The organism is Pseudoalteromonas sp. AS71 (assembly GCF_038900275.1).
GTDB lineage: Bacteria > Pseudomonadota > Gammaproteobacteria > Enterobacterales > Alteromonadaceae > Pseudoalteromonas.
This window is the reverse complement of the sequence record NZ_JBBMQZ010000002.1, coordinates 14,131-37,273: the sequence shown is the minus strand read 5'-3', so window position 1 is coordinate 37,273 and position 23,143 is coordinate 14,131. Positions and strand designations below refer to the sequence as shown.

29 protein-coding genes are annotated in these 23,143 nt (G+C 37.2%); 5 read left to right on the top strand and 24 right to left on the bottom strand.

The features are described from left to right. The 14 genes from WNY98_RS02150 to dapA form a co-directional block, all read right to left on the bottom strand. On the bottom strand, nt 1–2,241 hold the full coding sequence (locus WNY98_RS02150) for a transporter (RefSeq protein ID WP_342876999.1): 2,241 nt from the start codon (nt 2,239–2,241) through the stop codon (nt 1–3). A 46-nt stretch (nt 2,242–2,287) separates the two neighbouring features. Continuing rightward, nucleotides 2,288–2,797, bottom strand: coding sequence for an outer membrane lipoprotein carrier protein LolA (locus tag WNY98_RS02145; RefSeq protein ID WP_342876998.1), 510 nt, complete (start codon nt 2,795–2,797; stop codon nt 2,288–2,290). A 24-nt stretch (nt 2,798–2,821) separates the two neighbouring features. Continuing rightward, nucleotides 2,822–3,250 carry an acyl-CoA thioesterase gene (locus WNY98_RS02140; protein WP_342876997.1) on the bottom strand — a complete coding sequence of 143 codons (429 nt, stop codon included), beginning with the start codon at nt 3,248–3,250 and terminating at the stop codon, nt 2,822–2,824. Continuing rightward, nucleotides 3,243–4,787: an aromatic amino acid ammonia-lyase gene (locus WNY98_RS02135; RefSeq protein WP_342876996.1), complete on the bottom strand. Its 1,545-nt coding sequence runs from the start codon at nt 4,785–4,787 to the stop codon at nt 3,243–3,245. The genes WNY98_RS02140 and WNY98_RS02135 overlap by 8 nt, the downstream gene beginning before the upstream one ends. Further along, nucleotides 4,780–5,748 carry an acyltransferase gene (locus tag WNY98_RS02130; protein WP_024599912.1) on the bottom strand — a complete coding sequence of 323 codons (969 nt, stop codon included), beginning with the start codon at nt 5,746–5,748 and terminating at the stop codon, nt 4,780–4,782. Before WNY98_RS02130 ends, WNY98_RS02135 begins: the two co-directional genes overlap by 8 nt. Continuing rightward, on the bottom strand, nt 5,738–6,487 hold the full coding sequence (locus WNY98_RS02125; RefSeq protein WP_342876995.1) for a glycosyltransferase family 2 protein: 750 nt from the start codon (nt 6,485–6,487) through the stop codon (nt 5,738–5,740). The genes WNY98_RS02130 and WNY98_RS02125 overlap by 11 nt, the downstream gene beginning before the upstream one ends. Further along, nucleotides 6,480–6,845, bottom strand: a complete 366-nt coding sequence (locus WNY98_RS02120; RefSeq protein ID WP_342876994.1) for a thioester dehydrase — start codon at nt 6,843–6,845, stop codon at nt 6,480–6,482. The genes WNY98_RS02125 and WNY98_RS02120 overlap by 8 nt, the downstream gene beginning before the upstream one ends. Then, a complete protein-coding gene (locus WNY98_RS02115; protein ID WP_342876993.1) occupies nt 6,829–8,193 on the bottom strand; it encodes an AMP-binding protein in 1,365 nt (454 codons plus the stop codon). The genes WNY98_RS02120 and WNY98_RS02115 overlap by 17 nt, the downstream gene beginning before the upstream one ends. Further along, nucleotides 8,186–8,752 carry a hypothetical protein gene (locus WNY98_RS02110; RefSeq protein WP_342876992.1) on the bottom strand — a complete coding sequence of 189 codons (567 nt, stop codon included), beginning with the start codon at nt 8,750–8,752 and terminating at the stop codon, nt 8,186–8,188. The genes WNY98_RS02115 and WNY98_RS02110 overlap by 8 nt, the downstream gene beginning before the upstream one ends. A 4-nt stretch (nt 8,753–8,756) precedes the next feature. Next, a complete protein-coding gene (locus WNY98_RS02105) occupies nt 8,757–9,002 on the bottom strand; it encodes an acyl carrier protein (protein ID WP_002958648.1) in 246 nt (81 codons plus the stop codon). Between the two features lie 21 nt (nt 9,003–9,023). Further along, entirely contained in the window at nt 9,024–9,281 is a 258-nt protein-coding gene (locus WNY98_RS02100) for a phosphopantetheine-binding protein (RefSeq protein WP_002958649.1), read from the bottom strand. Next, nucleotides 9,278–10,060, bottom strand: coding sequence for a lysophospholipid acyltransferase family protein (locus WNY98_RS02095; RefSeq protein WP_197184962.1), 783 nt, complete (start codon nt 10,058–10,060; stop codon nt 9,278–9,280). The genes WNY98_RS02100 and WNY98_RS02095 overlap by 4 nt, the downstream gene beginning before the upstream one ends. Next, entirely contained in the window at nt 10,053–10,766 is a 714-nt protein-coding gene (locus WNY98_RS02090; RefSeq protein ID WP_197184919.1) for a beta-ketoacyl synthase chain length factor, read from the bottom strand. Before WNY98_RS02090 ends, WNY98_RS02095 begins: the two co-directional genes overlap by 8 nt. 118 nt (nt 10,767–10,884) lie before the next feature. Then, a complete protein-coding gene (dapA, locus tag WNY98_RS02085) occupies nt 10,885–11,802 on the bottom strand; it encodes a 4-hydroxy-tetrahydrodipicolinate synthase (protein ID WP_342876991.1) in 918 nt (305 codons plus the stop codon). A gap of 171 nt (nt 11,803–11,973) precedes the next feature. Here dapA and WNY98_RS02080 point away from each other — a divergent pair, with 171 nt between their 5' ends. Further along, the gene (locus WNY98_RS02080; protein ID WP_002958653.1) at nt 11,974–12,627 is read left to right on the top strand and encodes a DUF6058 family natural product biosynthesis protein; all 654 of its coding nucleotides are present in this window, start codon (nt 11,974–11,976) and stop codon (nt 12,625–12,627) included. 8 nt (nt 12,628–12,635) lie between these two features. Here WNY98_RS02080 and WNY98_RS02075 read toward each other — a convergent pair whose 3' ends face one another. From WNY98_RS02075 to WNY98_RS02040, 8 genes are all read right to left on the bottom strand, one after another. Beyond that, entirely contained in the window at nt 12,636–13,400 is a 765-nt protein-coding gene (locus tag WNY98_RS02075; RefSeq protein ID WP_342876990.1) for a 2-keto-4-pentenoate hydratase, read from the bottom strand. Nucleotides 13,401–13,538: 138 nt separating this feature from the next. Beyond that, a complete protein-coding gene (locus WNY98_RS02070) occupies nt 13,539–13,943 on the bottom strand; it encodes a hypothetical protein (RefSeq protein ID WP_002958658.1) in 405 nt (134 codons plus the stop codon). Nucleotides 13,944–14,245: 302 nt separating this feature from the next. Then, nucleotides 14,246–14,590: a hypothetical protein gene (locus WNY98_RS02065; RefSeq protein ID WP_342876989.1), complete on the bottom strand. Its 345-nt coding sequence runs from the start codon at nt 14,588–14,590 to the stop codon at nt 14,246–14,248. A 416-nt stretch (nt 14,591–15,006) separates the two neighbouring features. Beyond that, a complete protein-coding gene (locus WNY98_RS02060) occupies nt 15,007–15,297 on the bottom strand; it encodes a hypothetical protein (RefSeq protein WP_024599901.1) in 291 nt (96 codons plus the stop codon). Nucleotides 15,298–15,404: 107 nt separating this feature from the next. Next, entirely contained in the window at nt 15,405–15,815 is a 411-nt protein-coding gene (locus tag WNY98_RS02055; protein ID WP_197174236.1) for a hypothetical protein, read from the bottom strand. A gap of 337 nt (nt 15,816–16,152) precedes the next feature. After that, complete coding sequence (locus tag WNY98_RS02050; protein WP_002958660.1) at nt 16,153–16,440, bottom strand: putative quinol monooxygenase; 288 nt, start codon at nt 16,438–16,440, stop codon at nt 16,153–16,155. A 79-nt stretch (nt 16,441–16,519) separates the two neighbouring features. Then, a complete protein-coding gene (gene dkgB, locus WNY98_RS02045; protein WP_342876988.1) occupies nt 16,520–17,335 on the bottom strand; it encodes a 2,5-didehydrogluconate reductase DkgB in 816 nt (271 codons plus the stop codon). A gap of 157 nt (nt 17,336–17,492) precedes the next feature. Next, on the bottom strand, nt 17,493–18,665 hold the full coding sequence (locus WNY98_RS02040) for an MFS transporter (protein ID WP_024593033.1): 1,173 nt from the start codon (nt 18,663–18,665) through the stop codon (nt 17,493–17,495). A gap of 116 nt (nt 18,666–18,781) precedes the next feature. On the opposite strand from WNY98_RS02040, the gene WNY98_RS02035 reads away from it, so the two are divergent. Together WNY98_RS02035 and WNY98_RS02030 are read left to right on the top strand one after the other, a co-directional pair. Next, nucleotides 18,782–19,669, top strand: coding sequence for a LysR family transcriptional regulator (locus WNY98_RS02035; RefSeq protein ID WP_165736384.1), 888 nt, complete (start codon nt 18,782–18,784; stop codon nt 19,667–19,669). Nucleotides 19,670–19,776: 107 nt separating this feature from the next. Next, nucleotides 19,777–20,817 (top strand): metal-dependent hydrolase, encoded by a 1,041-nt coding sequence (locus WNY98_RS02030; protein ID WP_342876987.1) that lies wholly within the window; start codon nt 19,777–19,779, stop codon nt 20,815–20,817. 74 nt (nt 20,818–20,891) lie between these two features. Here WNY98_RS02030 and WNY98_RS02025 read toward each other — a convergent pair whose 3' ends face one another. Beyond that, nucleotides 20,892–21,854, bottom strand: a complete 963-nt coding sequence (locus tag WNY98_RS02025) for a sensor domain-containing diguanylate cyclase (protein ID WP_342876986.1) — start codon at nt 21,852–21,854, stop codon at nt 20,892–20,894. A 324-nt stretch (nt 21,855–22,178) separates the two neighbouring features. Beyond that, nucleotides 22,179–22,448 carry a hypothetical protein gene (locus WNY98_RS02020; protein ID WP_007580861.1) on the bottom strand — a complete coding sequence of 90 codons (270 nt, stop codon included), beginning with the start codon at nt 22,446–22,448 and terminating at the stop codon, nt 22,179–22,181. A gap of 241 nt (nt 22,449–22,689) precedes the next feature. Here WNY98_RS02020 and WNY98_RS02015 point away from each other — a divergent pair, with 241 nt between their 5' ends. Together WNY98_RS02015 and ykgO are read left to right on the top strand one after the other, a co-directional pair. Then, entirely contained in the window at nt 22,690–22,956 is a 267-nt protein-coding gene (locus tag WNY98_RS02015; RefSeq protein WP_024591730.1) for a type B 50S ribosomal protein L31, read from the top strand. Further along, nucleotides 22,953–23,087: a type B 50S ribosomal protein L36 gene (ykgO, locus tag WNY98_RS02010; RefSeq protein WP_002958669.1), complete on the top strand. Its 135-nt coding sequence runs from the start codon at nt 22,953–22,955 to the stop codon at nt 23,085–23,087. The genes WNY98_RS02015 and ykgO overlap by 4 nt, the downstream gene beginning before the upstream one ends. The last annotated feature ends 56 nt before the right edge of the window (nt 23,088–23,143 follow it).

The following is a 23,143-nucleotide window of genomic DNA, read 5'->3' as shown; positions in this document are numbered from 1 at the left end:
TTATTGTTCCTTTTGAGGTTTTACAACACTCAGTGGTGATAAAAAGTAAATAGCTAAAATCCCTACCATTACACTCAGCCCAAAGCTAAAAATAGCGGGTGTATCAGATGCACTCAGCATGCCAAATACCCACATTGATGACGCTGCAGATAAACTAATCGCCAGTACATTTTTGGGCTCTAACTTATTTATTTGATAAAAAACGAGGTAATCAATTGCTAAAGCAATAACAAGTAACGCACCGAGTAAATTAAATAACGACAAACTACCTTGAATCGCGTTACATATCCAAAGCATGCCCAACACCACAACAGATAAAATGGTTACTTGCAGAAGCGCTATCCTAATCGTAAATCGCCAACTAAAAAGCAGCCAACTAATAAAACCCGCAAGCACTAGGCTTAATAGTAGATACTCTCGGTAGTCACTTAATAAAGCACTAATTTGTTTAGGTTTATTATAAAGGTAAATTCCATTGTTTTTTTCAACCTCATTAATTAGTTGATCAGCTGAAATACCCGAAATAGACACCCACGTTATCGATTGTTCTTGCTCAACAACCATTTGAGAAAGCAGTAATGGTTTAAATGTACTCGTGGCGAGTGTTTTATAAGTTAATAACGGTGCTTTTGTGCTTGCTAACGCTTGCCCCGTAACGCGCTCTGCAATATCCAAAGTCCCTTCGTTTTTAGCCTGTTCAAACAAGACTTGGTTGTGCCTCTGTTTTTGTAAACTAGGCAACCAATGGCTAATGCTATTATGTTTAAAATTAGGGTTTAGTTGCGTTAAGCGTTTTAAAAATTGTTCTTGCTTTTGTAATAGCGCTTCGTCGCTATCTGCAAACATAAAAACAATTTGGCTATCCCATTGCCCAAGTAATAACAAATGCTTTTTTTCGTTTAGCATTAGATGCTCGGGGCTCGCGTTTAATAGCTTTACATCATCATTAAAGCTAATAGGTTTTATTAAAAATAACGCACTTATAAGGGCTAATAACGTAATTAGTATTGGCTTTTTTAAACTATTGCAGTGTAAAAAAACCTGAATGAGCTTTTGACTCATCAATAAACTCGGAGGCGATAACGTGAGTGTAGATTGCCACAATGGCAAAACTAAAACTGTAAATAGCCAAGCACTCACCAAACCCGCAACAACAAACACACCGACTTGAGATAATAACGTTAGTGGCGCACCTAGTAAGCAGAAATAACCCAGCGTAGTAGTAATAAGAGATAGTAAAAGCGCAGATTGTGTCCCTCTGCTGTAGCCTTTTTCATGCTCTTTTTTGGCTAAGTCTGTCATACCATGAAATGCATAATCAATGGCAATACCAATCAAGGTAACTGCAAAAACAAGCGTTAATAAATGAATAGTATTAAACAGCAACACCATAGCGATAGCGCCGCCAATAAGTGCACTTAGTACGGTAAAGCTTGCCAATAAAATACTGTTTAAACGCCTAAACACCCAAAATACCATAACAATAAGGGCTAATAAGCTAATGCCACCAAACAGGCTCATCTCGTATTTAGCTTGTTTAGCATTTTCAGCCGTATGAAATAGCACACCAGAGTAAGTAATGCTTAAATCAGGGTAGGTTTTATTAAGGATATTGATCTGTTTAATTATTGTATCTGCTAAATCAATTGATTTATTAACCCCTAAATATTCAGGCGCTAAATTTGCCAAAATAACACGGTATTCAATGCCTTTTAAACGTCGAGTTAAACGACCTTGTTCAAGCGTAAACAATTGGCTTTGTCTTAAGTTATCTTCTATAAATGCCGCTAAGCTCAAACTTGTATCTTTGCTTAAGGTAGCACTTACAAATGGGTTGCCTAACTGATTTAATTGCTCAAGGTAATAATGTTCAAACGTTGTTTTTTCGCTTAATATTTGCTTGTAAGTATCACTTAATAACGCATGTTTGAAAGGTGAGAATGTTTGCGCTAAATCGTTAACGGACGGAAAGTTAAATGTGCTTTTAATTGCATTAACGTCAAGCCATTTTTGGAAATCATCAAATGCTTTATTTTTATTATTTCCTGCAAATGAGAACATAATACGGTTAGCATTTTGCTGAAAAAAGACACCTTCCGCATGTGCAATTTGGGAGTGCGACTTTGGCAATAAGCTAAACATATCGGCGCTAAACGTTGGTTTAGACAACCAAAAAGCAGCAGCAAAAAGTAAAATTAAACTGCTAAACCACCCAACAATAACGGTAATTCGTTTTGTCACTGCACTATTCCCTTAATTAACCACTGCATTATTTAAAAACATAATTTTATTTGGGATAAGTAAACTCAATTTTTGTTTTATTTCCTGAGTGCTCATTTAGTACAATACTGCTCACTTGCTTAGCAGCTTCACATAAAATAAAATCACTAAATAATTGCTGTAACATCGTTTCTTTTGGTGTTAACTGTGTGCAGCTACCTTGCATTTTAGCAATATCAAAACGAGTTTCCAGCGCACTCATATTTACGCTGAGTAAGTCACTCAGTAATCCTACAAATTGCTCGCTACCGGGTTGTGGTATTAACTCACCATTAGCATTTTGTGCAAGCACTTTGCCGTTTTCTATTATGAGCATGCTCTCAACAGGCATTTTCACTTGCCAAATGAGCTTTTCATCAATCAACGAAAAAACACCCGACGAAATAAAAGGTTTAGCAAATCCATTAAATTGCTTATATTGCTTAAACTCACCTTTAATTGGTGCTGCATTTACTACAGAGCAAAACAGTAAAAAGCTAATGGCTACACTCAATGTAAAACATTTTAATAAATTCATCTAAATCGCCTATAAAATCAAAATTTAATTCAAAACCGCTTTTAATTTATTAAATAAAATAGCGGGCGATTCAAATTGCATTTCTTTAGAGCTAACCTCAATTGCAACTTGTGTGGTTGAGGCTTTAGTAAGGCGCTTGTTAGTTAGCGAGTCAGTGATTACGTAATCAATCCGTAGTCTATTCTCGTATTCTTTTAAGTAAGCCACTACTTTGATTTTTTGAGTAAATACCGCTGAGGCGACATACTTAATTTGCATATCAACAATAGGCCACGCGTAGCCCGATTCATGCATTTGTGGGTAATCATAATCAAATAAACGCAGTAACTCGCAGCGCGCTACTTCTAAGTAACGTGGGTAGTTACCATGCCATACAACATTCATTGGGTCGCAGTCATGAAATGGAATTTCGATTTCTACCACATGCGTTAATAATGCACCTTTACTATTCATACAACGCCCAACGTTTAGTTTGAATATACCCTATTGTTTGCCTTAGCACGGCTTCCATTGGTCTATCTTCAGTGAGGTTTTCAAAGTAATCAGTTATATCGGTATACATGTTTTGCATATCTTGCGTTAAAGTTGAAAACTCAAGATCGCCTTGCTTAATACGTAATCTAACACCTTGAATACTGGCTAATAACGTACTTGCTAACACTTGTTCTGTTAGTTGTAAAATTCGTAAACAATCGCGAGACGCAATAGTCCCCATACTCACTTTATCTTGATTATGGCACTCTGTAGAGCGAGAAAAAACACTGGCCGGCATGGTTAGCTTTAATGCTTCAGCAGTGTAAGCACTACAGCCAATTTGAACAGCCTTAAAGCCATGATTAATATAACGGCGCTCTGGTGCACTATCAGACAAGTTTGAAGGTAGCCCATTGTTGTACTTAGTATCAACCAAAGACGCGATTTGTCTGTCGGCTAAATCAGCAAGATTTGCAACGGCTGTTTTCATGCTATCCATTGCCATTGCAATGTGGCCTCCGTAAAAATGCCCGCCGTGCAAAACATGCTCACCTTGGCCGTCAATTATTGGGTTATCGTTTGCTGAGTTAAGCTCGTTTTCTATCATGTGCCTAAAAAACGGCAGACTGTCTTGCAGCACACCAATAACATGGGGTGCACAACGGATTGAATACCTATCTTGAAGTCTGTCTGCATTACGAGGGTGATCGTGATGGTTTAAATCTTCTCTTATCCAACGTGCAATTTGTTGCTGCCCAGGATGTGGCTTAACTGAAAATAATATCTCATCAAAATGATGGCTATTTCCTTTAAGCGCTAAGCTTGATAATGCAGTAATACGGCTTGCCAGTTTAGCTAAGTAATTAGCCCTATCAAACGCTAAACACGCTAATGCAGTCATTACCGCTGTGCCATTCATAACGGCAAGACCTTCTTTTGGCCTTAGTGTTAGTGGTTCTAAGCCAACTTCTTTCATAACTTCTGCACTGTTACGTACTTGGTCTTTGTAAAACACATCACGCTCGCCTACCATCGCACCTGCAACGTAAGATAACGGTGTTAAATCGCCACTGGCACCTACTGACCCTTCTTGTGGGATCACAGGCACTATATCGTTATTTAAGTAATCTTTAAGTAGGTGCAGCATTTCCCAGCTAATACCAGAGTAGCCCTGTGAAAGTGATGTTAAACGGGTCGCTAAAATTGCACGCCCTTGCACTTTATTAAATACATCCCCGAGTCCACAGCCATGAAAACGAGTTAAATGCAGAGGTAGTTCATCAACTAAATCAAGGGGTACAGCCACCGTTACAGAATCACCGTAACCAGTTGTAACGCCGTAAATTACGCCATCTTCTTTTAAAAGTGTGTCTAAAAAACGCAAAGCGCTATTAATTTTACCGCTAAAAGTTTCACAGCTATTTAATTGCACTTGTGTTTCATTAAAGGCAACTCGAACAATATCTTCAATTGATAATCGCTGATTGCCAAAAAGCTGTATATTTTGTTCAGTCACACTTGCTCTCCATTGATTGATCGCGCACTACCTGCTGATCACTTTTCCAAAAATCGTAAAAATTAAACCACTGATAAGGATATAAAGCTGCGTAATAACTCAAACGCTGTGCATAGTCAGTAATAATAAGTGTTAGCGCCTGCTGTCGCTCTCGTCGAGGCATTTTTAATGATTGGCTGTAATGTTCAAATATCACTTGATACTTTTTGCTTTTTTTATCTTTTAAACAAAACAAAAAGTAAACAGGGCAATCAAGCAGCGCGGCTAATATAAAAGGCCCCTGTGAAAATGGGGCTTTTTTGCCTAAAAATGGTACCTGTACCGACCGAGAAGCCGTTGTTGTGCTTGTTCTGTCGCCAACAATAACGATTATTTCTCCTTGTTCTACTTTTTCTTTCAGTAAAATAGCTAAGTCAGGTCCCATATCAGTCACTTGTATTAAATTAACCGACACATTTGGGTTAATCTTTTTAAGCATTTTATTAAATTCAACAGCATGATGGGTAAACACCAGTACATTTATTTTTTTGCTACTGCGGTGTTGGCTAAGTGCTCTGCACACCTCTAAATTACCCAAGTGAGAACCTATAAAAATAGCCCCTTGGTTTTGCTCATCTAGCTCAGCAAATAAATGCTCATTAGTGTATTTAATATCACGTTGGGTTATTCGCCCAAGCCAAGCATCAATTTTATCTAATGCGCTATCTGCAAAACTACAAAAGTGCGTTAATTGCATTTTAAACGTAACAGGTTGCTTCCTGCCTTGGTAAACATTAACTTGCTTTAAAAACGCTTTAGAAGCTACACGCGCTACTTTTCCTGTTAAAAAAAGATAAAAAACGACAGGAAACAAAACAATCCACAGCCCTTTTCTACCCAGTAATTTATGAGCAAATAACAATATTTGAATACCTAAAAAATTACCGCGCTCTTGCATTTTAGACCAGTGCTTAGCTGCCATAACGCCTCTTTAATTTATGCCAAATTAACACCGGAGAGCGAATCAACATTCCAAAAAATAAGCGAGTGTGCAACCACGAAATACGCACGTTATCGTGTAATGGCTGAAAATGAGAAAGCCCATTTTCGGGGTAAATTACTTGGCTAGGTAAAAATACAAAAGACACGTTGCGCCAATATAAACGCACTAAAATTTCGGGGTCAAAATCCATACGTTTGCCAAGCGATACCTCATCAATTAGCTTTGTACTTTGCTCAAGCGGATACACTCTAAAGCCACACATCGAATCTACAATTGTAAAACTTAACGTCTCAATCCATACCCATACATGAGTTAAGTAACGTGCTAAATAACGGTGCTTAGGCACTGAATCGTCATATATTGGGCAGCAGCTAATCAGCGCTTTAGGCTGAGTGTTTGAAAGTGCTATTAGTTTTTTAATGTCAGATAAGTCATGTTGCCCATCTGCATCAACCTGTATCGCATGTGAAAATCCTAGCTTATGTGCATGCCTTAAACCTGTTTGTACCGCGCCGCCTTTGCCTTGGTTATCGTCGTGGGTAACTACAATCAACTGCGCGTATTTTGCATTGAGGTTACTAAACACATTTTTAGCTTCGGCGTTGCTTGCGTCATCAACCATAATAATAGGAAGATTAAATGGCGATAATTGGCTCAGTACATCATCAATAACCGTAATATGATTATAATTAGGGATAACAATACAAAAGTTATTCATTTATCGGGCTATCAAAAACAACACGGCCAGATGCATGCTGCCCTTTATTTGAATTATATGAAAAGGTATATTTATTCTCTGCTTTTTGCTCAAGCAATAATTCGATTGTTATACCTGGGGTAATCACTACCTGGAACTTTAACACTTCAACATTTTTAACAGGTTGCTCAACACTATAATATTTACAAATTGCAGCCACAGCCCAGTCTAATTGCACAACACCTGCGAGTATTGGGCCATCTGTAAAGTGTCCTTTGAAATAATCTAAATCATGAGGAACTAGTAAGCTTAATTTATACTTTTGCTTTGCTTTTTCACAAGACAGTAAATCAGGCTGTGTTTTAATCAACTTTTGCAAAAAGACTCTCCAATGCTTTTAAATTTAACTTTGCCTGTGAGTTGTATGGTAATTGATCGACAAAACGCCACTTTTTAGGGATACAAATTCGCTCAAAGCGCGCTAATGCATGCGCCTTTAATAAGTTATTTGTGGCTAACTTACCGTCACCATTAAAAAACACCTGCCCTTTAGGTGTAAGTACAACTATGGCGCCTACAATTAATCGCTCACCAGGCAAGGCGATTACTTTAGCTTCACTTACCCACTCACTAGTACACAAATGTTGTTCTAGCTCATCTAAACTTAATCGTTTTTCTTCTAACTTTATAATTCGATCGAATCGGCCTAGTAATCTAAATTGACCATTTTTAAGCACTTCGCCTCTATCATCTAAAGGATAATTTTTATCGCGAACAAGCGGCGAGTTTAAAATTAAACGCTGATCGTCCAAAGCCCGTACCTTAATACCCGAGAATGGCTGCCAAAGGCTAACCTTTTCAAGTGAAGTAACTTGTCGATATGCAATACCACCAGTTTCGGTACTACCAAAAACTTGTGTGACTGGTTTATTTAATTGCGTAAACAACGATACAGCATCTTCGTTTAATAGCGGTCCACCTGATGAAAAAATCCATTGTAAATGAGACTTATCATCCACTAAAACATTATCAATACATAACCGCTTTAACTGCGCAGGGCTTGAAACAAAGACTACTTTTTTAAATAACTTGAGCTTTTTAGCTACATGTTCTGGGTAGTGCAGTAGTTCTGTATTAACAACCTTTCCTGCGCGCAATGGCCACAATAATCTAAACAATAAGCCGTATATGTGCTGATGCGAAACACTCGCTATAAAAATAGGATTATCAATCAGTGCATAGCTATTAATTAATGTACTTAATTCTTTATTTATTACCTGCCACGTTTTTACAATTGGCTTGGCTTTACCCGACGAGCCCGACGTGTAAAAAACAATTGTGCCTTCTTGAGGCCATTTAATTGTTTCAATAGATACAAAGTGAGGTTGATTGACTAGGGTGCCTATATCTAAAAAATCAGCCTCTAAATCGGCTACTAATTCAGACTCACCAATAAAAAAAGGTGTTTGTTTAAGCAAGGAGTTTAACGTTGCAGGTTGCCCATTAGGCGGCAGAATCACTGTGTTTCCGTGTAGTGCCAAAGCAAATAAGTACACGGCAAATTTGTAAGTGTCTGTGGTGTATAAAACAACTGATGATTTAGCGTTTAACGTTGATAGTTTAGCTAAAACTTCGTTTATATCACTAACAAACTGACGCTCCGAAATATCATTATCAGTATGATTAAAGCAAGTTCTTATCGCATTACTTTGAAAAGCATTAAACACCGGCGTTCCTTTTTACTTTTTGTCTGACTAGCCACTCTATGGCAAACAATGTGCCCATAGCTAAGTAAGCAATAAAACCATTATAAAAAGCCCAGGCTTCTAGGCTACTAAAAATACTGGTGTATAGAGCAATACCACCATTTAATACAAAAAACACACACCACACTAGCGTTACTTTTTTTGTATAAATTACACCGTTTTCATCAAGTGACGGCTCAGTGATACGCGCAAAAGTTTCAATAATAGAAGGCCCTTTATACAAAGAATACGCAAACACAATTAACATAACTAAATTAATGATTACGGGGTACAAGCGCAGCCCTAAGTCGCTATCCATTACCTTGGAAATCACAATAGTAATGGCTGCTAAAAATGTAGCGGGCTTTAACCACGGCATTTTATCAAATAAGGCTCTACTTAACCAAAGTCTAAGCCCGAGTATAAATAGCAGTAATACTGTAATTAACTGACTATTAAAACGCGTAAGGCCTACATACACAATAAGAGGGTAGCAAGCCAAACAAATCATAATTAACGTTGTTAAAACTGCTTTTAACATAGTATTAGTTAACTAACTTTTCTATTTCGGTAACTATGTCTTGCACTGTGCGCACGAGCTTAAAGGCATCTGGCTCAATTTTTTTACCTGTGATTTCTCTTAATTTCACAACTAAGTCAACTGCATCAATGCTGTCTAAATCAAGATCTTGGTACAGGTTAGCCTCTAAGCTAATATCTTCTGGGTCTATTTCAAATTCGTTCTCTAAAATGCCGTGTAATACATCATAAATTTCAGCAGCGGTTTTCATCTTTCTTCCTACTTTTATATATTAAGAACGTGCTTGTTCAATAAATTTTGCTAAAGAATTAACTGAGGCAAAGTGCGCTTTAGTTTGCTCTGAGTTTGCATCTATTTTCACATCAAATTGTTTTTTTATCGCAAGGCCAAGCTCTAATGCATCTATGCTGTCTAGCCCTAGGCCATCTACAAATAAAGCGTCATCATCTTGAATGTCAGCAGTGGTCATGTCTTCAAGATCAAGGCTTGAGATAATCAGTTGTTTTATTTGTTCTTTTAATTCGCTCATATATTTTTTAGCTCTTGTGTAAAGTAATGTTGTAAATCTTTAGTCAATTGGCGTGATTGCATCGCAGGCATATCGTTGTCGTACGCTGCACAATTAAACTGCTGGCTTGCGAGCCTCATTGTAAAATGCGCTTGATATGGCGCGACCTTATACCAAGGTGTACCTTTGGTTAAAGTGTTTGGTTTCATTTTAATTAAAAAAGTAGTAATGGGCGCATGACATCTAATTGCAATATTTGCAGCGCCCCGCTTAAACTTTAATGTTTTGTGAGGCTCTGTCCGTGTACCTTCAGGAAATACAATTAAGTTATTACCCTTTTGCAAACTGCGCTCACACTCTCGTAATAGCTCCTGTGGATCGTCATTACTTATGTAGCCGGTGCTTTTAATAACGCCGCGCATAAAAGGATTTTTAAATAAATGCGCCTTTACTACGCAATCAGCATTTTTTACTACCGAAATTAAAACAACAACATCAATCAAAGAAGGATGGTTTGCCAATAGTAGCTGCCCTTTTAAGCCTTCAATTTTTGCTTTATCTTCAACATGAAATCGAATAACGCCCGTTAAATGCATTAAACCAACAAATAACTTAAAGCTGTAATGTACTGTTTTTCGAGCCTTGATTTTTTGCTTAACTGAGTCACTTTGAAATACGCGCTGAGCAGGAAAAATAATAAAAGCTAATACTAAACCACCAATCCCAAAAACTGAGAAGCAAAATGCAGTAGCAATAATCCGCCAAACCAATCCACATAACCTTTGTGCATTTTTAAGCATGGTATGTAAGCTGCCAATCGTGCTCAAGCGTATTATGAACAAGTAATGTATTGCTGCGCTCATGCAAAGCTTTAGCGCATTGAATACTCATTGGTAAGTCGCTTTCCCCCACGCCCGAGTTAAATACTTTGTTTAAACTAAAATGCGGTTCGCCTTTTTGCGGCGCTCTAATTATTAAGCCAATTGAGTGTGCTATTTGCTGTTCATCGGCATACTGAGCGTAAATATCGGGGAGAGTCTCATCCGTATGAACTATTAACATGTGTTGCTGATCGTTATCAGCAAGTCTTACAAAGCCATCTATTAATGCATAAATAAAGCTTTCGGCTCCTGCAGCAATAGCATTTGTAGCACTTGTATTACCCTGTATTATCCCAAAAAGTCCCGATGCGGCATTATGCACACTTAACCCAAAACCAGTGGGCGACAGTGGCTGATCATTAACTACATCAACAAGTAAGTTGGACGTTTTGTGAAAATCCCCGTGGCGAGAAGAGAAAACACTCGGTAAATTAACGTAGTTACCTTGAGTACTTACTTGATGAGCACTAAAGAGGGCCATTTTGATAAAGGAAGTCATTCGGCGTCGCTGCATAGCAGGCACCCAACTAAGATTTAATACAGAGGAATCAAACCAATTACTCTCTTTTATTTGTCGCTGTTCGGGCTTTATCCATATAGCGAGTTCTTCAACAACAAATTTCACAGCTCTGCATATTTTATAAGATATAAGGGAGGGAATTTTACCGATTTTAGCAATAGAAGTAAATAATCATTAACAAAAAGCACTGAACTAACGAGTTGTTCAGTGCCTGCTCATATTACTATGAAAGTAGAGCTATATCATTCTGCTTTAAACACTTAGCTGTACCGCCAACAACATCGTTATTATTTAACTCATTAATTAACACTTCGCCTTGAGCTTGCTGCTCATCACTAAGCGGTAAGTACGGTAATCTAAATACGGGGTTTACTGCACCTGTCATCATCATGGCGGTATTAATAGCAATCGGATTTGGCTCGCAGAACAACCAGTTCATTAATGGTTGTAATGAGGTATTTAACTCATCATTTTTAGTATCCATTAACTGACGGAACAAACCAGGAATAAGGTTAGATGTAACCGAAATAACACCGTGCGCTTTATGTGTGTGGCGCGCATCATGGCTTTCGTCATCGTTACCCGACCAACATGCAATACCTTGCTGCTCATAATGGGCTATGCGTTCATTGCCGCCACACTCTTTAACACCAATAAAATGCTCGTGCTGTGCCAGTGGCTCAATAATATCAGGTGTTAGGTCTTGACCTGTGCGCCCTGCTACGTTGTAAATAAAGGCAGGTCCAATATCTAACACACGCTTAAAGTGCTCTTTAACACCCGCAATTGACGTACGCCCGTAGTACGGGTTAATTTGCAGTGCTGCATCCATACCGCTGGCAAAGCCATATTTAGTTGCTTTAATCGCTTCACGGGTGTTGTTACTACCGGTATTACCAACAATAACCAGTTTGTCACCATACTTGTTTGCACTGTGCGCTATAAGCATTAAATGCTCTTCCCAGTTCATTAACTGGCCTTCGCCTGTTGTGCCACCAACTACAATGCCGTCAACGCCTGCTGCAATTTGTATTTCTACGAGTTCATCGTACTTTGCTAGGTCTATTTCACCGTTTGCTAAGTATGGCGTTTTAATAGCTGTAATAAGGCTTGCTTGTTTAATTTGGTCTAGGGTGCGCATAAAAAATCATTATTTATAAAACTTGCGCTATTTGTAACATAATTGCCGGTACTTTTGGAGGTGTAAGCCTACATTTAATTATAAAATCTCTTGTATTATTAAGTTTGGTAATACAAAATGAATAACTGTATATATAAACAGTATTTTATTTTTAACGATACCAGAGGCTTTATGCGTTTATCTGACTACTTAGCAACTCATTTTTATAACACCGATGAACTGTGCCAAGCATTAAATATAGATGCAGATACACTTTTAGCTTGGCAAGAGCGAAGTGTTTTCCCAAAACCAAGTTACTGTATTAAAAGCCAACTTAGCTGCAGCTCATATTCAGGCTTATATGAATGCGAAGAGTATGACGACTATTACCCGCGCGGCTGTGTTAATTGGGGGCAGGGTCTTTTAAAACAAAAAATAGAATCATCAAGCCACGCTTTTAATTATTTTGCACAGCAATATACTGCAAGCCTAACTAAGCTCGCTCAGCAAGGATTTACGTTTAGCGAAGAGCTATTTGGCTGTGAAATAGACGAGCACTTACAGCAAGTTTGGCAACAGTTTTTATGCAGTAAGTACGGTGTACTTACTCAGAATGGTTTAATAGACGAAATAGTCTCGGTAGATATTGGCAGGCTATTAGTTGACGACATTACAGAACTGCGCAGTAAAGCGAGCTTAAACCAAGAAGAAAGAGCGCTACTGCACCCCGCCATGAAGCTTTTAAATAAAGCATTAGGGCATGGCGCCGATCATGAAAAACAACACACTTTGCGCACCCGTTACATAGATGCGCTTATTTTAAAATATGATTTATCTATTAAGTAACGCTAAATTTACTTTGATATAAACGTGGTGCTAAAAGCACCTAAACCTTCGTAGCTAATCGTGGTTAAGTGATCACTATTAAGCTCAACAACACCACAATAAGAGCCTGTTATAAAAACTTGCCCTGCTTTTAAGTTAATTCCCTTTGCTGATAAGTAATTAACCGCCCAATAAAGTGGAAGCTGCGCAAGTTCTGCAGGGTGCACACCCGCCAAGTTTAACTCCAGCTCAGTTTGCTTAACGTTAATATTTACAGTACTTGCGTTATACGCTTTGGCTTTATCTATTTGTGGGCCTAAATACACACCTTGATTAGATAGGCCATCAGCCAGCTTTTCAATGTGTGTGCTTGGAGTGTCTTCATCAAACCTTTTTTGAATAAGCTCAAGTGCTAAATGGGCGCTGGCAAATGCAGTATCTACGTCTTCATTTGTATAGGTTTTATTACTTGGTAAATCGCTTTGTAAAATAAATGCAATTTCTGGTTCTATCAGCGCTTTGTTATTTGTTGTATACAGTGGGCAATTTTCAGCTTGTTTTATAGGTGCATGTAAAAGAGGCGCTAATATAATTGAGCCATCATCTAAAGGCAGCATACACTTCCAGCCATATACAGTTTGATCATTTAAATAAATCATCAACTTTTGTACTTCTATCGCATCGTCAGTCGTGTCTAGTACTAACTCTTTAGGAAAGTTTGAACGCGCTGGGTTTTCTTCTCTTTGTGCTAATAAGTGAGTAGCAATTAGTTTTAGCTGTATTGAGTTGTTCACATAAATCTCTTTAAAATACGTTACTGGTTAAGCAGTAAATAGGAAGGATTACATTATTAATGTATTAGATTAAGCATTAGAACATCATGTTAAATGCCTATAATTAAAATTGTATTTAAAACAAAGCATGGTAATTATTTAAGTATCAATAGATTTGAGCGATCGTAAAAACAGCCCTAAGCCGCCAAACGCTAAAATTATAATAACAATCAAATCAAACGATGTCATAGTTCGCATACTAAATCGAACACTCGATATAACGCCAAATATGAGTGCGGTTAACGAGCCAAGAGATAGCACCCAGCCTAAAATATTTTTAGAATTATAAAAAATCAGACCCACACCAAAAATAAACGGGATCATAACCATGCCGCCTGTAACGCCAAAGCCACCTAAAGCATTAACACTATAAATGCGAGAACTTAGTCCAAAATTAGAGGTCACCGAAATTGCGTTTAGCAGCATATAAAAGCCACCGCACATCATAATTAAACCAATAAAAAAATGCCCTATACCACCAGAGCTTCCACCAGCACCTTTCATTATTAATTATTCCTTTTATATTTTTAGCTTAATTGTTTTAAATGATAATTGCTCGACTATTAACATTGACCGCAGCCTACATAATCAATCTGCGCACCCGCGAAAACACTTATCGCGTAATTACATGCCAAATAACATAAAACCAAGATAAAAAACCGTGCAAAATAGCCCATAACACAGACTCATTAGCACTCCATGAAATAGCAATTGCTAAGGCCGTACCGAAGGATACTCCGTATTTTACTATCTCATTTCTTGAGTTTCTCATTAATTACATTCCTAATTTTTAACTTATTAACTTATTAACTGCTTGATTTGCTCACTAAAACTGACATCTCTTTACCATCAATGTTGATACTTGCTTCTTTGCCTAGTTCAACAACTAAAGAGGGAGCCATGTGCTTTCCACCTAGCTTCAGATCAGTTGCTAAACTAACAGTAGAATCATCAATTGGCGTTACTATAAGAGCAAAACTATACGAATTATCAACTGAAACTGATGCCTCTTCATTTGAGTTCACAACTAAAGTAGGTGAGCCAATTAGGTTTTTATTATCATAAAATTTGGCGTTCACTACAAAACTATCATTTGCTTGTGCAAATGAAACAAAGCCTAACAACACTATAATTGCGATTAATTTTTTCATTATTATTTCCATATAAATTGATACAGCTTAAAGCTATTAAGGCTTTATTGGCTGTGATTTTTCAGCTAGCAATTCACCAGCTAATGATTAAAAAACTTAAGTTTTAGCTCTGATGACATAACCAACGCCCAGTGAACTAATATAGAACAACACTCCAAATACACTAATATCAATGAGTAGCTTTATAACGTCAAAAGTATCTGTAAACACAAAATACTCAAAAGAAAATAAGTGAAATATAACTTTTGATCCGAAATACGCAGTTAATAAAGGAATTACAAAAATAAGAATAGATCGATTAGATTTATTAATTTCCATACCCATGTCTCTATTATTGGTTTAATTAACTCAGCTCTAAAATAGGTGAGTACTGAAGGACGAAAATTGCCAGCGGCTAACCTCCCTTCTCGCCTTAATTACTTATACGGTGCTACCTTGAATTCTCTGCTTTGTAATTCATGGTAGTTATTTATCTTTGCAACTGCATTTTTGACTTGATCAAAAGTTGCACTTTTACAGAAGTATAGAACATATCCTCCCGTAATATCTTTATTAGAACTGAATTCATATTCAAGACCGAACTTTTCACACAATACGTCTTCAATATAATCCTTGTGATCGTAATCAATTAATTCAATTGATGCTCCCCATTCAACGTGTTCTTTAACTTCAATTTTTGACAAGATATATCTGAATTCATCAAACATGTCACGTATACCTTACGTCTCATAATAGAAAGTGGTTAGTTAAAATATGCAGAAGTAAGGAGCCTATTAACAACTACCAGGCTTATAGTTAAATTACTACCTAAGATTTACCCTACTCTAATTCCCATCGTCATAGGTGGATAAACATGTCTGATAACAAAATTTTTTCCATCATTAAAAGTTAGTGTAAATTGATTTACTGCGTCTTCGCCTAAATGATCACTTTCAACAATGTCGCATATTCGGCTCGGCAGTTTTGAAATATTAAAAGGGTACAATAATTCAATTCTTTCTACAGGTTCTATACTCAATCCTAAACTTGGGTAATAACCAATAGCGTCAACTTCACACGGTTTAATTAAATAAGTTTTGCCATCTTCAAATTCTAAGGTTATTTCATAGCAAATCAAAAAACCTTCATTACTCTTATCTTGCCATGCCTGGTGAACTTTTTCGTGAATATGACTTGATGAAACAGCTATAAGAACTTTTCCTTTCAAACTATTCAAGTCGAACATATATGCTTAATGCCTTAAATTACATCTTTCTATATTTACACCAGAGAACTTCAATGTAAACAACAAATTAAATGTGTTCTTTATTTGGGTGGGTTGTTATACCAAAACGACTTTTAATAAAGATTTAAACCTCTTTTGATTTCGTCGCCTACACATTAACAAAAAAGAGTCCTAATAGATTTCATTGATATATTGGGGAAGTTGAGTATTTACGTAGGTTGGGGTGTAAGAATAAAAGGTGATGTAGGTTAACAGCACCTATTTGGGTATTTACTTTATAATATGTAATTTAGCTAAGTATTTTAATACGTACAATAATAGGCACTATAAAAAGAATTTAACCAATTGATTTATATACATCAATACTACTATTGGTCAAAAGCCCAGTAACTTGCGTACCAAACGCTTTAAAGTGTGGCTCGTTTTTATGCGCTTCAAAGTGCTCATCAGACGCCCATTGTTCGCTAACTACATAGTCTGTATGTTCATCATCACTTTTTACCGATAATTCATAACGTAAGCACCCTACTTCTTGGCGCGATGACTTTTGTAAGTTTTCAAGTGCTGTAAGCATGACATCTGCATCAATATTCTTGCAAGACAGTGCAGCTATAACCGTTAACATGTGTATTCCTTTTTAAAAGTTAAGGTGTAGATAATCTACACCTTAGAATATTTAGTTTAACTTTGCGTTTGAGGTAAGTTTACTGATCCCACTGCGGCGCAAATTCTGGTGTTGCTTGGCGGTCGCCGCAATCAAGACCATCAATACGGGCTATGTCTTCATCATCTAATTTAACGTGATCGTTAAAGTTATCTTCTAAGTTTTTACGCTTAGTTGATGATGGAATTGTCGTCATGCCATTAGCGTTTACCCATGCTAGAACAACTTGTGCTGGACTTGCATCGTGCTTTTTAGCAATGTCGATAATGGTTTGATCTTTAAGTACTTTACCTACTACAAATGGCATATACGCCGTTACATGTATATCGTGCTGAGCACAGAATGCACGCAATTTAGTATTAGTTAAGTACGGGTGAACCTCAACCTGATTGGTAAATATTTCACGCGAGTCGAGCGTTTGCTGAGCCAAGTTTAAATTTGCAATGGTGAAGTTTGATACACCAATGTGTTTAGTTAAACCAAGCTGCTTAGCTTTTAGTAATTCAGTAAGGTTTTCACTCATTGGCTCGTCGTTAGCAGGCGATGGCCAATGAATTAACAGTAAGTCGACCGAATCAACTTGTAGCTTTTCAAGTGACTTTTTAACGCTTGGGATAAAGTCACTTTTATTTAATTTGTTATTCCACACTTTGGTAGTTAAGAATATTTCACTGCGCGGAATATTACTATCTTTTATGGCTTGGCCTACTTGCTCTTCGTTGCCATAAATTTGTGCGGTATCAATATGGCGAAACCCAACTTCGAGCGCCATTTTTACTGAGTTATAGGCAGTGTCGCCCTCTAAACGGAATGTTCCCATACCTAAATCTGGCATTTCAATTACACGTTGTGTCATGGCTCTATCCTTATAAAATAATCGGTTAAAAACAAGCTCTTCTAAAGCTTTACGAAATACACCTTTTACTTCTTATTACAACTGTCACTTAAAAATTAATGACCTCATAACAGGTATGAGGTCATTAATTTTAGTTTCAACCTTAACAGAAGATAGTTTACGCTTGCTGAATTTCACGTTTATCAAGCATACCGCTGTAACGTGTAACACCAAGTGCTAAAACAGAGATAACGGCGCCTATCCATGCTGTATCTTGTAGGGTCATATTTTCTACTACGCTACCACCAATAATTGATCCAAGTGCAATACCAATATTAAATGCGGCTATGTTTAAGCCTGATGCAACATCTACTGCATTGGGCGTGTGCTTTTGTGCTTGCTTTACTACATAAAGTTGCAAGCCTGGCACGTTGCCAAAAGCAAATGCGCCCCAGACTAAAATAGTAAGTACAGCGGCAATTTTTGATTCCATCGTAAAGGTAAATATCAGTAAAATTATACTCAAAGCGCTGAATATAATACTCAGTGCGCTAATTGGGCCGCGTTTGTCGGCCAACTTTCCACCCCAAATATTACCTATTGCTACCGATACACCGTAAACAAGCATTATTAAGGCAATAGCCGAAGGCGCAAAACCTGTTTGTTGCTCTAAAATAGGTGCTAAATAAGTAAACGCTGTAAACGTGCCGCCATAGCCCAATATCGTCATTAGATATACGAGTAATAAACGCGGTTTTACGATTACTTGTAGTTGCTCTTTAAACGTTGCAGGTATTGATTGTTTTAAGTTTTTTGGCACTAAAATAGAGCTGCCGATTAATGCAATTAAACCTAATACCGACACAACTAAAAACGTTGCACGCCAACCAAAGTGTTGGCCAATCCATGTACCTAATGGCACACCAGTTACTAGTGCTACAGTAAGCCCGGTAAACATAATGGCTATTGCACTGGCTTCTTTATCTTTGCTTACTAAGCTTGTAGCAATCATCGATCCGATTGAGAAAAACACACCATGGGCAAGCCCCGTTAAAATGCGCGCAAGTATTAATGTTTCGTAGCTTGGCGCTTGCCAAGCAAGTAAGTTACCCAAAACAAACAAGCCCATTAAGCTTATTAATACCACTTTACGATTCCAACGACCCGTTAAAGCTGTTAGCACCGGTGCACCAATAGCAACGCCAACCGCATATAAACTTACAAGCAAACCCGCTGAAGGTAGGCTTACGCCTAAATCGTTTGCAATGGTGGGTACTAATCCCACTATTACAAACTCAGTTGTTCCTATTGCAAATGCGCTTAAGGTAAGCGCCCACAAAGCCAATGGCATAGTTATATCCTCATTAATATTTGAAGAATGTAGTTTGGCTAAAATATCGTTTGCAAAAAATAGCATTAGTGACAAAATACTTTTGTTAATAATGCAAAGATGGTGTTGGTATACTTATGGCTGTTCATTCAAAAACTGAAGATTTAGAAACGTTTATAACGGTAGTAGATTGCGGAAGCTTTTCGGGAGCGGCTAATTTGCTCGATCAACAGGTGGCTAAAGTGTCGCGAGCGGTATCACGCCTAGAAAATACACTGCAATGTACTTTGCTAAACAGAACAACACGCCGATTAGAGCTTACCGAAGAAGGCCATACCTTTATAAAATATGCGCGCGAAGGGTTAAATACGCTTTATACCGGTGAAGAAGCCATAAAGCTTTTAAAACAAGCGCCAAGTGGCAAGCTGAGAATAGATGCGGCAAGCCCTTTTGTATTGCACCAACTTACGCCTTTAATTGGCGAATTTGCTAAGCAATACCCACACATAACGCTTGATATAACCTCGCACGACAGCATTATTGATTTACTTGAACATAAAACCGATTTAGCCATACGCATTGGTGATTTAAAAGACTCAAACTTACATGCTCGTAGACTTGGCAGCAGCCAGTTGCGTATTGTAGCCAGCCCAGAATATATAAATAATAACAAAGCAATTGCGCAAATTGATGACTTACAAAATCATAAGTTAATTGGTTTTAGTGACTCCCCTAAATTAAACACCTGGCCACTAGTAAAACCCGCTTTATTTACGTTTTCGCTTAGCGCAAGCAGCGGTGAAACAGTGCGCCAGCTGTGCATTGCAAACCAAGGCATTGCGCTACTTTCTCACTTTATGATTGGCAATGACCTAAAAACAGGTAAATTAGTTGAAGTGTTACCCACTGCAATTAGCTCACCTAATAACCGAGAAATTATACAAGCCGTGTATTATAAAAACAGTGCGATATCGTCTCGCATTACAGCGTTTTTAGATTTTATAAAGCCTAGGCTTAGTTTATAAATTCTGGGTATTAATATGCTTATTAAATATTTCAAATGATTTTTTGACGCTTTTTAATAATAAAAAAGTATAAATAACAAAAGCAGTAATTAAAGGTATTAATTAAAATGGATTCTTTAACGCAGGTAGTATTAGGCAGTGCTGTAGGTTATGCGGTATTAGGCAATAAAGTAGGTCGAAAAGCTGTTTTATGGGGTGCCATTTTAGGCACTCTCCCTGATTTAGATGTATTTTTGCCTTATGGGGGCTCTGTAGAAGCATTTACTTACCACCGTGGCTTTAGCCATTCGTTGTTAATACATTTATTAATTAGCCCGCTCATTGTATGGCTAATATTAAAAGTACACGCGGGAATGCAAACTTATAAAGTGCGCTGGTTTTGGCTAGTATTTTTAAGCCTATCTACACATGCACTATTAGACAGCCTAACTGTATACGGTACACAACTACTCTGGCCTTTTACTGAGTACCCCTTTGCGGTTTCTAGTGTGTTTATTATTGACCCCGCTTACACGCTTCCTTTATTAATTGGCGTAATATGTACACTAATACCCAAAATAAAAGCAACAACGGCTTATCGTATAAATGCAGCCGCCTTAGTTTTAAGTAGCCTGTATTTATTCTGCGCTTTAATTTTAAAAGTAAATATTGATGACAAAGTAAATACTGCACTCAACAACAGGCAAATACCAGTAAATGCCTATGTTAGTACGCCTGCACCGCTAACCACTTTGCTATGGCGTATTGTTGTAATGTCTGACGGACAATACTACGAAGGTTATGCATCAGTATTTGACGCGCCCAGCGATGTTACATTAACGGCTTATCAAACAACGCCTTCACTGTTAAATAATATTAGCGATGAATGGGCTATAAAACGCTTGCAGTGGTTTACTAAAGGGTTTTATTCGGTGCGCCAACAGCAAAGCAATATTATACTTTCTGATTTACGTATGGGCATGGAATGCAACTATGTGTTTAATTTTGTAGTGGGTCAAAAAAATGATTCAGAGGTGAGCATTGGTAACTTTGAAAAAATAAGTCAAAGACCAAACTTAAGCAATCTTCATAAAATATGGGACAGGATTTGGCAACCAAATGTGTCTTTAGCATCACCCTCTGCAAAAAATGACTGCAATAGCCAATAACTACCTATTATAAGATTCGTACTAGCATGAGGAAGTTAAGTGAAGTTCAAGCAGCAATTAAACTAAATAGCTTACTAAAGTGATTGCTGCTTTTTTTGCTGATACATTGCAACATCAGCATCTTGAATCATATCCTCAACCGATTTACCTGTATCGTATTTAAAGTGTGTTACTCCTACACTGTAATCAATTTTGTATGGCTTATTTAAGGTATTATTAGCATGCGCAATTGCTTGCGCAAACCTTTGTAAAACAAACTCTGCTTTTGTTTCGTCTGAGTCGCTTAACATCGCTACAAATTCATCTCCGCCAAGTCGACCTATTACTTCACAATCACGAAATGAACTAAGCATGATTTGTGCAAATTTATTTAATACAAAATCACCTTCGTGGTGTCCATAAATATCATTAATTTGTTTAAACTTATTGAGATCAAACAATATAAACGACATTGATACTTTGTTTCGCCTACATACATTTAGCGTATGTTCGGCAAGGTTTAAAAAGCCACGTCGATTAGAGATTCTTGTTAACTCATCAATTGTCGCTAGTTGAATTGATTGAATTTCTCGCTCGACTAACGTGCCTAAATCTCTTAGCAATTGTTTTTCTTCATCATTTAGTTGTCTAGGTTTACTATCAGCAAGGCACAAAGTGCCTATAATGACTCCTTCCCTTAATTTTAAAGGAAAACCTGCATAAAAGCGTACTTTAGGATCGCCTGTAACAAAGGGGTTATCAAAAAACCTTTCGTCTTGAGCTGTATCTGGGATTATTAATAACTCGTCTTGATTTATGGTGTGGCCACAAAATGAGGTTTCGCGAGGAAGTTCAGGCGCATCAAGCCCCTGCCTTGATTTAAACCACTGGCGGTCTTCGTCAATCAAAGTAACCAATGAAATAGAAACATTAAACATACGCTTGGCAATACGAGTAACACGATCAAATCGCTCTTCATGCGACGTATCTAGAATTTTTAATGCTCTAAGCGCGTGTAACCGCTCAGCTTCGTTATTTGGAATCTCAGGTTTAATCATTAAAGCTCTATTAATTTTAAATGTTTTATAAATTACGAAACTGGAGCGAATATTTTCGACTATATAATCCAATAAACTTATCTAAACTATAAACAGTCTGTCTATTCAAATTAGAACATTACCTAAAAATAGCAATAAATATTTATAAATATCAGTAAGTCGTGCCTAAATAAAGATAAGATTCAATCCGCAAAAAATTATGATTTAAACAGGTGGGATTAGTAGTTGATACAACATAGCTACTCTTTAATAAAAAAGTAGTAGTGGCTATTTAGTTTTATTTAAATAACCACTGGATTTGGCATACATACAAAAATTAACACTTTAATTTTGGTGCTCATATTGTCCGCGGTAAACTTCAAATACTTTTAAAACAGTATGTTGCTCTTTAGTTAGGTTATCAAACCAATCATCAAACAGCTCATCATCTTCTTGCTCGCTTAATGCCATATATCTTGCTAGTAATTCTACAATATCATTGTGGTTGCAGGTTAAAGGATTTACTTGTTGCGCCAAGGTACTGTGGTCGCGCTCTCTTAGGGTTTCCATCACCCCTTGATCAATTTGTTCTTGTTGTTGTGTTGCGTCACTCATACATAACCTCTGTAATAACTTTATAACCGTATTTGTTAACGTTTTAACTCTTAAATATAGTTATAACAGCCTAAACGCCAATAGCCAGCATTTTTGATTCAAGTGCTTATTTTTTGATTTGTTTGCGCAAATAGCCAGCAATTACGGCCTTTTTGAGGAACATTTAAATAATTTGCATTGGGAAAGTAAATACGTTAAATTCAAATGATATATTATCACATATCATTTATTGAGGCGTATTATGAAACCAAATATTCATCCTGATTACCACGTGGTTGCTTTTCACGATACCGCTGCCGATTCTTACTTTATTATTGGCTCAACCATAAAAACGAGCCGCACAATAGAAATAGACGGTAATACATATCCATACGTACCTATTGATGTATCAAGTGACTCGCACCCATTTTATACAGGCAAGCAAAAAACAACCGCTACAGATGGCCGCGTTGCGCAGTTTAATCGTCGTTTTAAAAGTTTATCGACTGTTAAAAAGGAAAAGGTATGAAAGTATTAAGCTCTCTTAAAAGTGCTAAGCAACGTCCGGGGTGTCAAATTGTAAAACGCAAAGGTCGCGTATTCGTAATTTGTAAAAACAACCCACGCTTTAAAGCAGTACAAGGAATGAAAAAGAAATAAGTTAAACGGGGATGCTCAACTTATAATTAGGTAGCTTGCTTAAGCTACCTAATTTA

Excerpts from the sequence above, each read along its gene's own strand:
- WNY98_RS02145 (WP_342876998.1), bottom strand. The coding sequence starts at position 2,797 with ATGAATTTATTAAAATGTTTTACATTGAGTGTAGCCATTAGCTTTTTA.
- WNY98_RS02140 (WP_342876997.1), bottom strand. The coding sequence starts at position 3,250 with ATGAATAGTAAAGGTGCATTATTAACGCATGTGGTAGAAATCGAAATT.
- WNY98_RS02130 (WP_024599912.1), bottom strand. The coding sequence starts at position 5,748 with ATGGCAGCTAAGCACTGGTCTAAAATGCAAGAGCGCGGTAATTTTTTA.
- WNY98_RS02125 (WP_342876995.1), bottom strand. The coding sequence starts at position 6,487 with ATGAATAACTTTTGTATTGTTATCCCTAATTATAATCATATTACGGTT.
- WNY98_RS02110 (WP_342876992.1), bottom strand. The coding sequence starts at position 8,752 with ATGTTAAAAGCAGTTTTAACAACGTTAATTATGATTTGTTTGGCTTGC.
- WNY98_RS02105 (WP_002958648.1), bottom strand. The coding sequence starts at position 9,002 with ATGAAAACCGCTGCTGAAATTTATGATGTATTACACGGCATTTTAGAG.
- WNY98_RS02100 (WP_002958649.1), bottom strand. The coding sequence starts at position 9,281 with ATGAGCGAATTAAAAGAACAAATAAAACAACTGATTATCTCAAGCCTT.
- WNY98_RS02095 (WP_197184962.1), bottom strand. The coding sequence starts at position 10,060 with ATGCTTAAAAATGCACAAAGGTTATGTGGATTGGTTTGGCGGATTATT.
- dapA (WP_342876991.1), bottom strand. The coding sequence starts at position 11,802 with ATGCGCACCCTAGACCAAATTAAACAAGCAAGCCTTATTACAGCTATT.
- WNY98_RS02080 (WP_002958653.1), top strand. The coding sequence starts at position 11,974 with ATGCGTTTATCTGACTACTTAGCAACTCATTTTTATAACACCGATGAA.
- WNY98_RS02070 (WP_002958658.1), bottom strand. The coding sequence starts at position 13,943 with ATGAAAGGTGCTGGTGGAAGCTCTGGTGGTATAGGGCATTTTTTTATT.
- WNY98_RS02065 (WP_342876989.1), bottom strand. The coding sequence starts at position 14,590 with ATGAAAAAATTAATCGCAATTATAGTGTTGTTAGGCTTTGTTTCATTT.
- WNY98_RS02060 (WP_024599901.1), bottom strand. The coding sequence starts at position 15,297 with ATGTTTGATGAATTCAGATATATCTTGTCAAAAATTGAAGTTAAAGAA.
- WNY98_RS02055 (WP_197174236.1), bottom strand. The coding sequence starts at position 15,815 with ATGTTCGACTTGAATAGTTTGAAAGGAAAAGTTCTTATAGCTGTTTCA.
- WNY98_RS02050 (WP_002958660.1), bottom strand. The coding sequence starts at position 16,440 with ATGTTAACGGTTATAGCTGCACTGTCTTGCAAGAATATTGATGCAGAT.
- dkgB (WP_342876988.1), bottom strand. The coding sequence starts at position 17,335 with ATGACACAACGTGTAATTGAAATGCCAGATTTAGGTATGGGAACATTC.
- WNY98_RS02040 (WP_024593033.1), bottom strand. The coding sequence starts at position 18,665 with ATGCCATTGGCTTTGTGGGCGCTTACCTTAAGCGCATTTGCAATAGGA.
- WNY98_RS02035 (WP_165736384.1), top strand. The coding sequence starts at position 18,782 with ATGGCTGTTCATTCAAAAACTGAAGATTTAGAAACGTTTATAACGGTA.
- WNY98_RS02030 (WP_342876987.1), top strand. The coding sequence starts at position 19,777 with ATGGATTCTTTAACGCAGGTAGTATTAGGCAGTGCTGTAGGTTATGCG.
- WNY98_RS02025 (WP_342876986.1), bottom strand. The coding sequence starts at position 21,854 with ATGATTAAACCTGAGATTCCAAATAACGAAGCTGAGCGGTTACACGCG.
- WNY98_RS02020 (WP_007580861.1), bottom strand. The coding sequence starts at position 22,448 with ATGAGTGACGCAACACAACAACAAGAACAAATTGATCAAGGGGTGATG.
- WNY98_RS02015 (WP_024591730.1), top strand. The coding sequence starts at position 22,690 with ATGAAACCAAATATTCATCCTGATTACCACGTGGTTGCTTTTCACGAT.
- ykgO (WP_002958669.1), top strand. The coding sequence starts at position 22,953 with ATGAAAGTATTAAGCTCTCTTAAAAGTGCTAAGCAACGTCCGGGGTGT.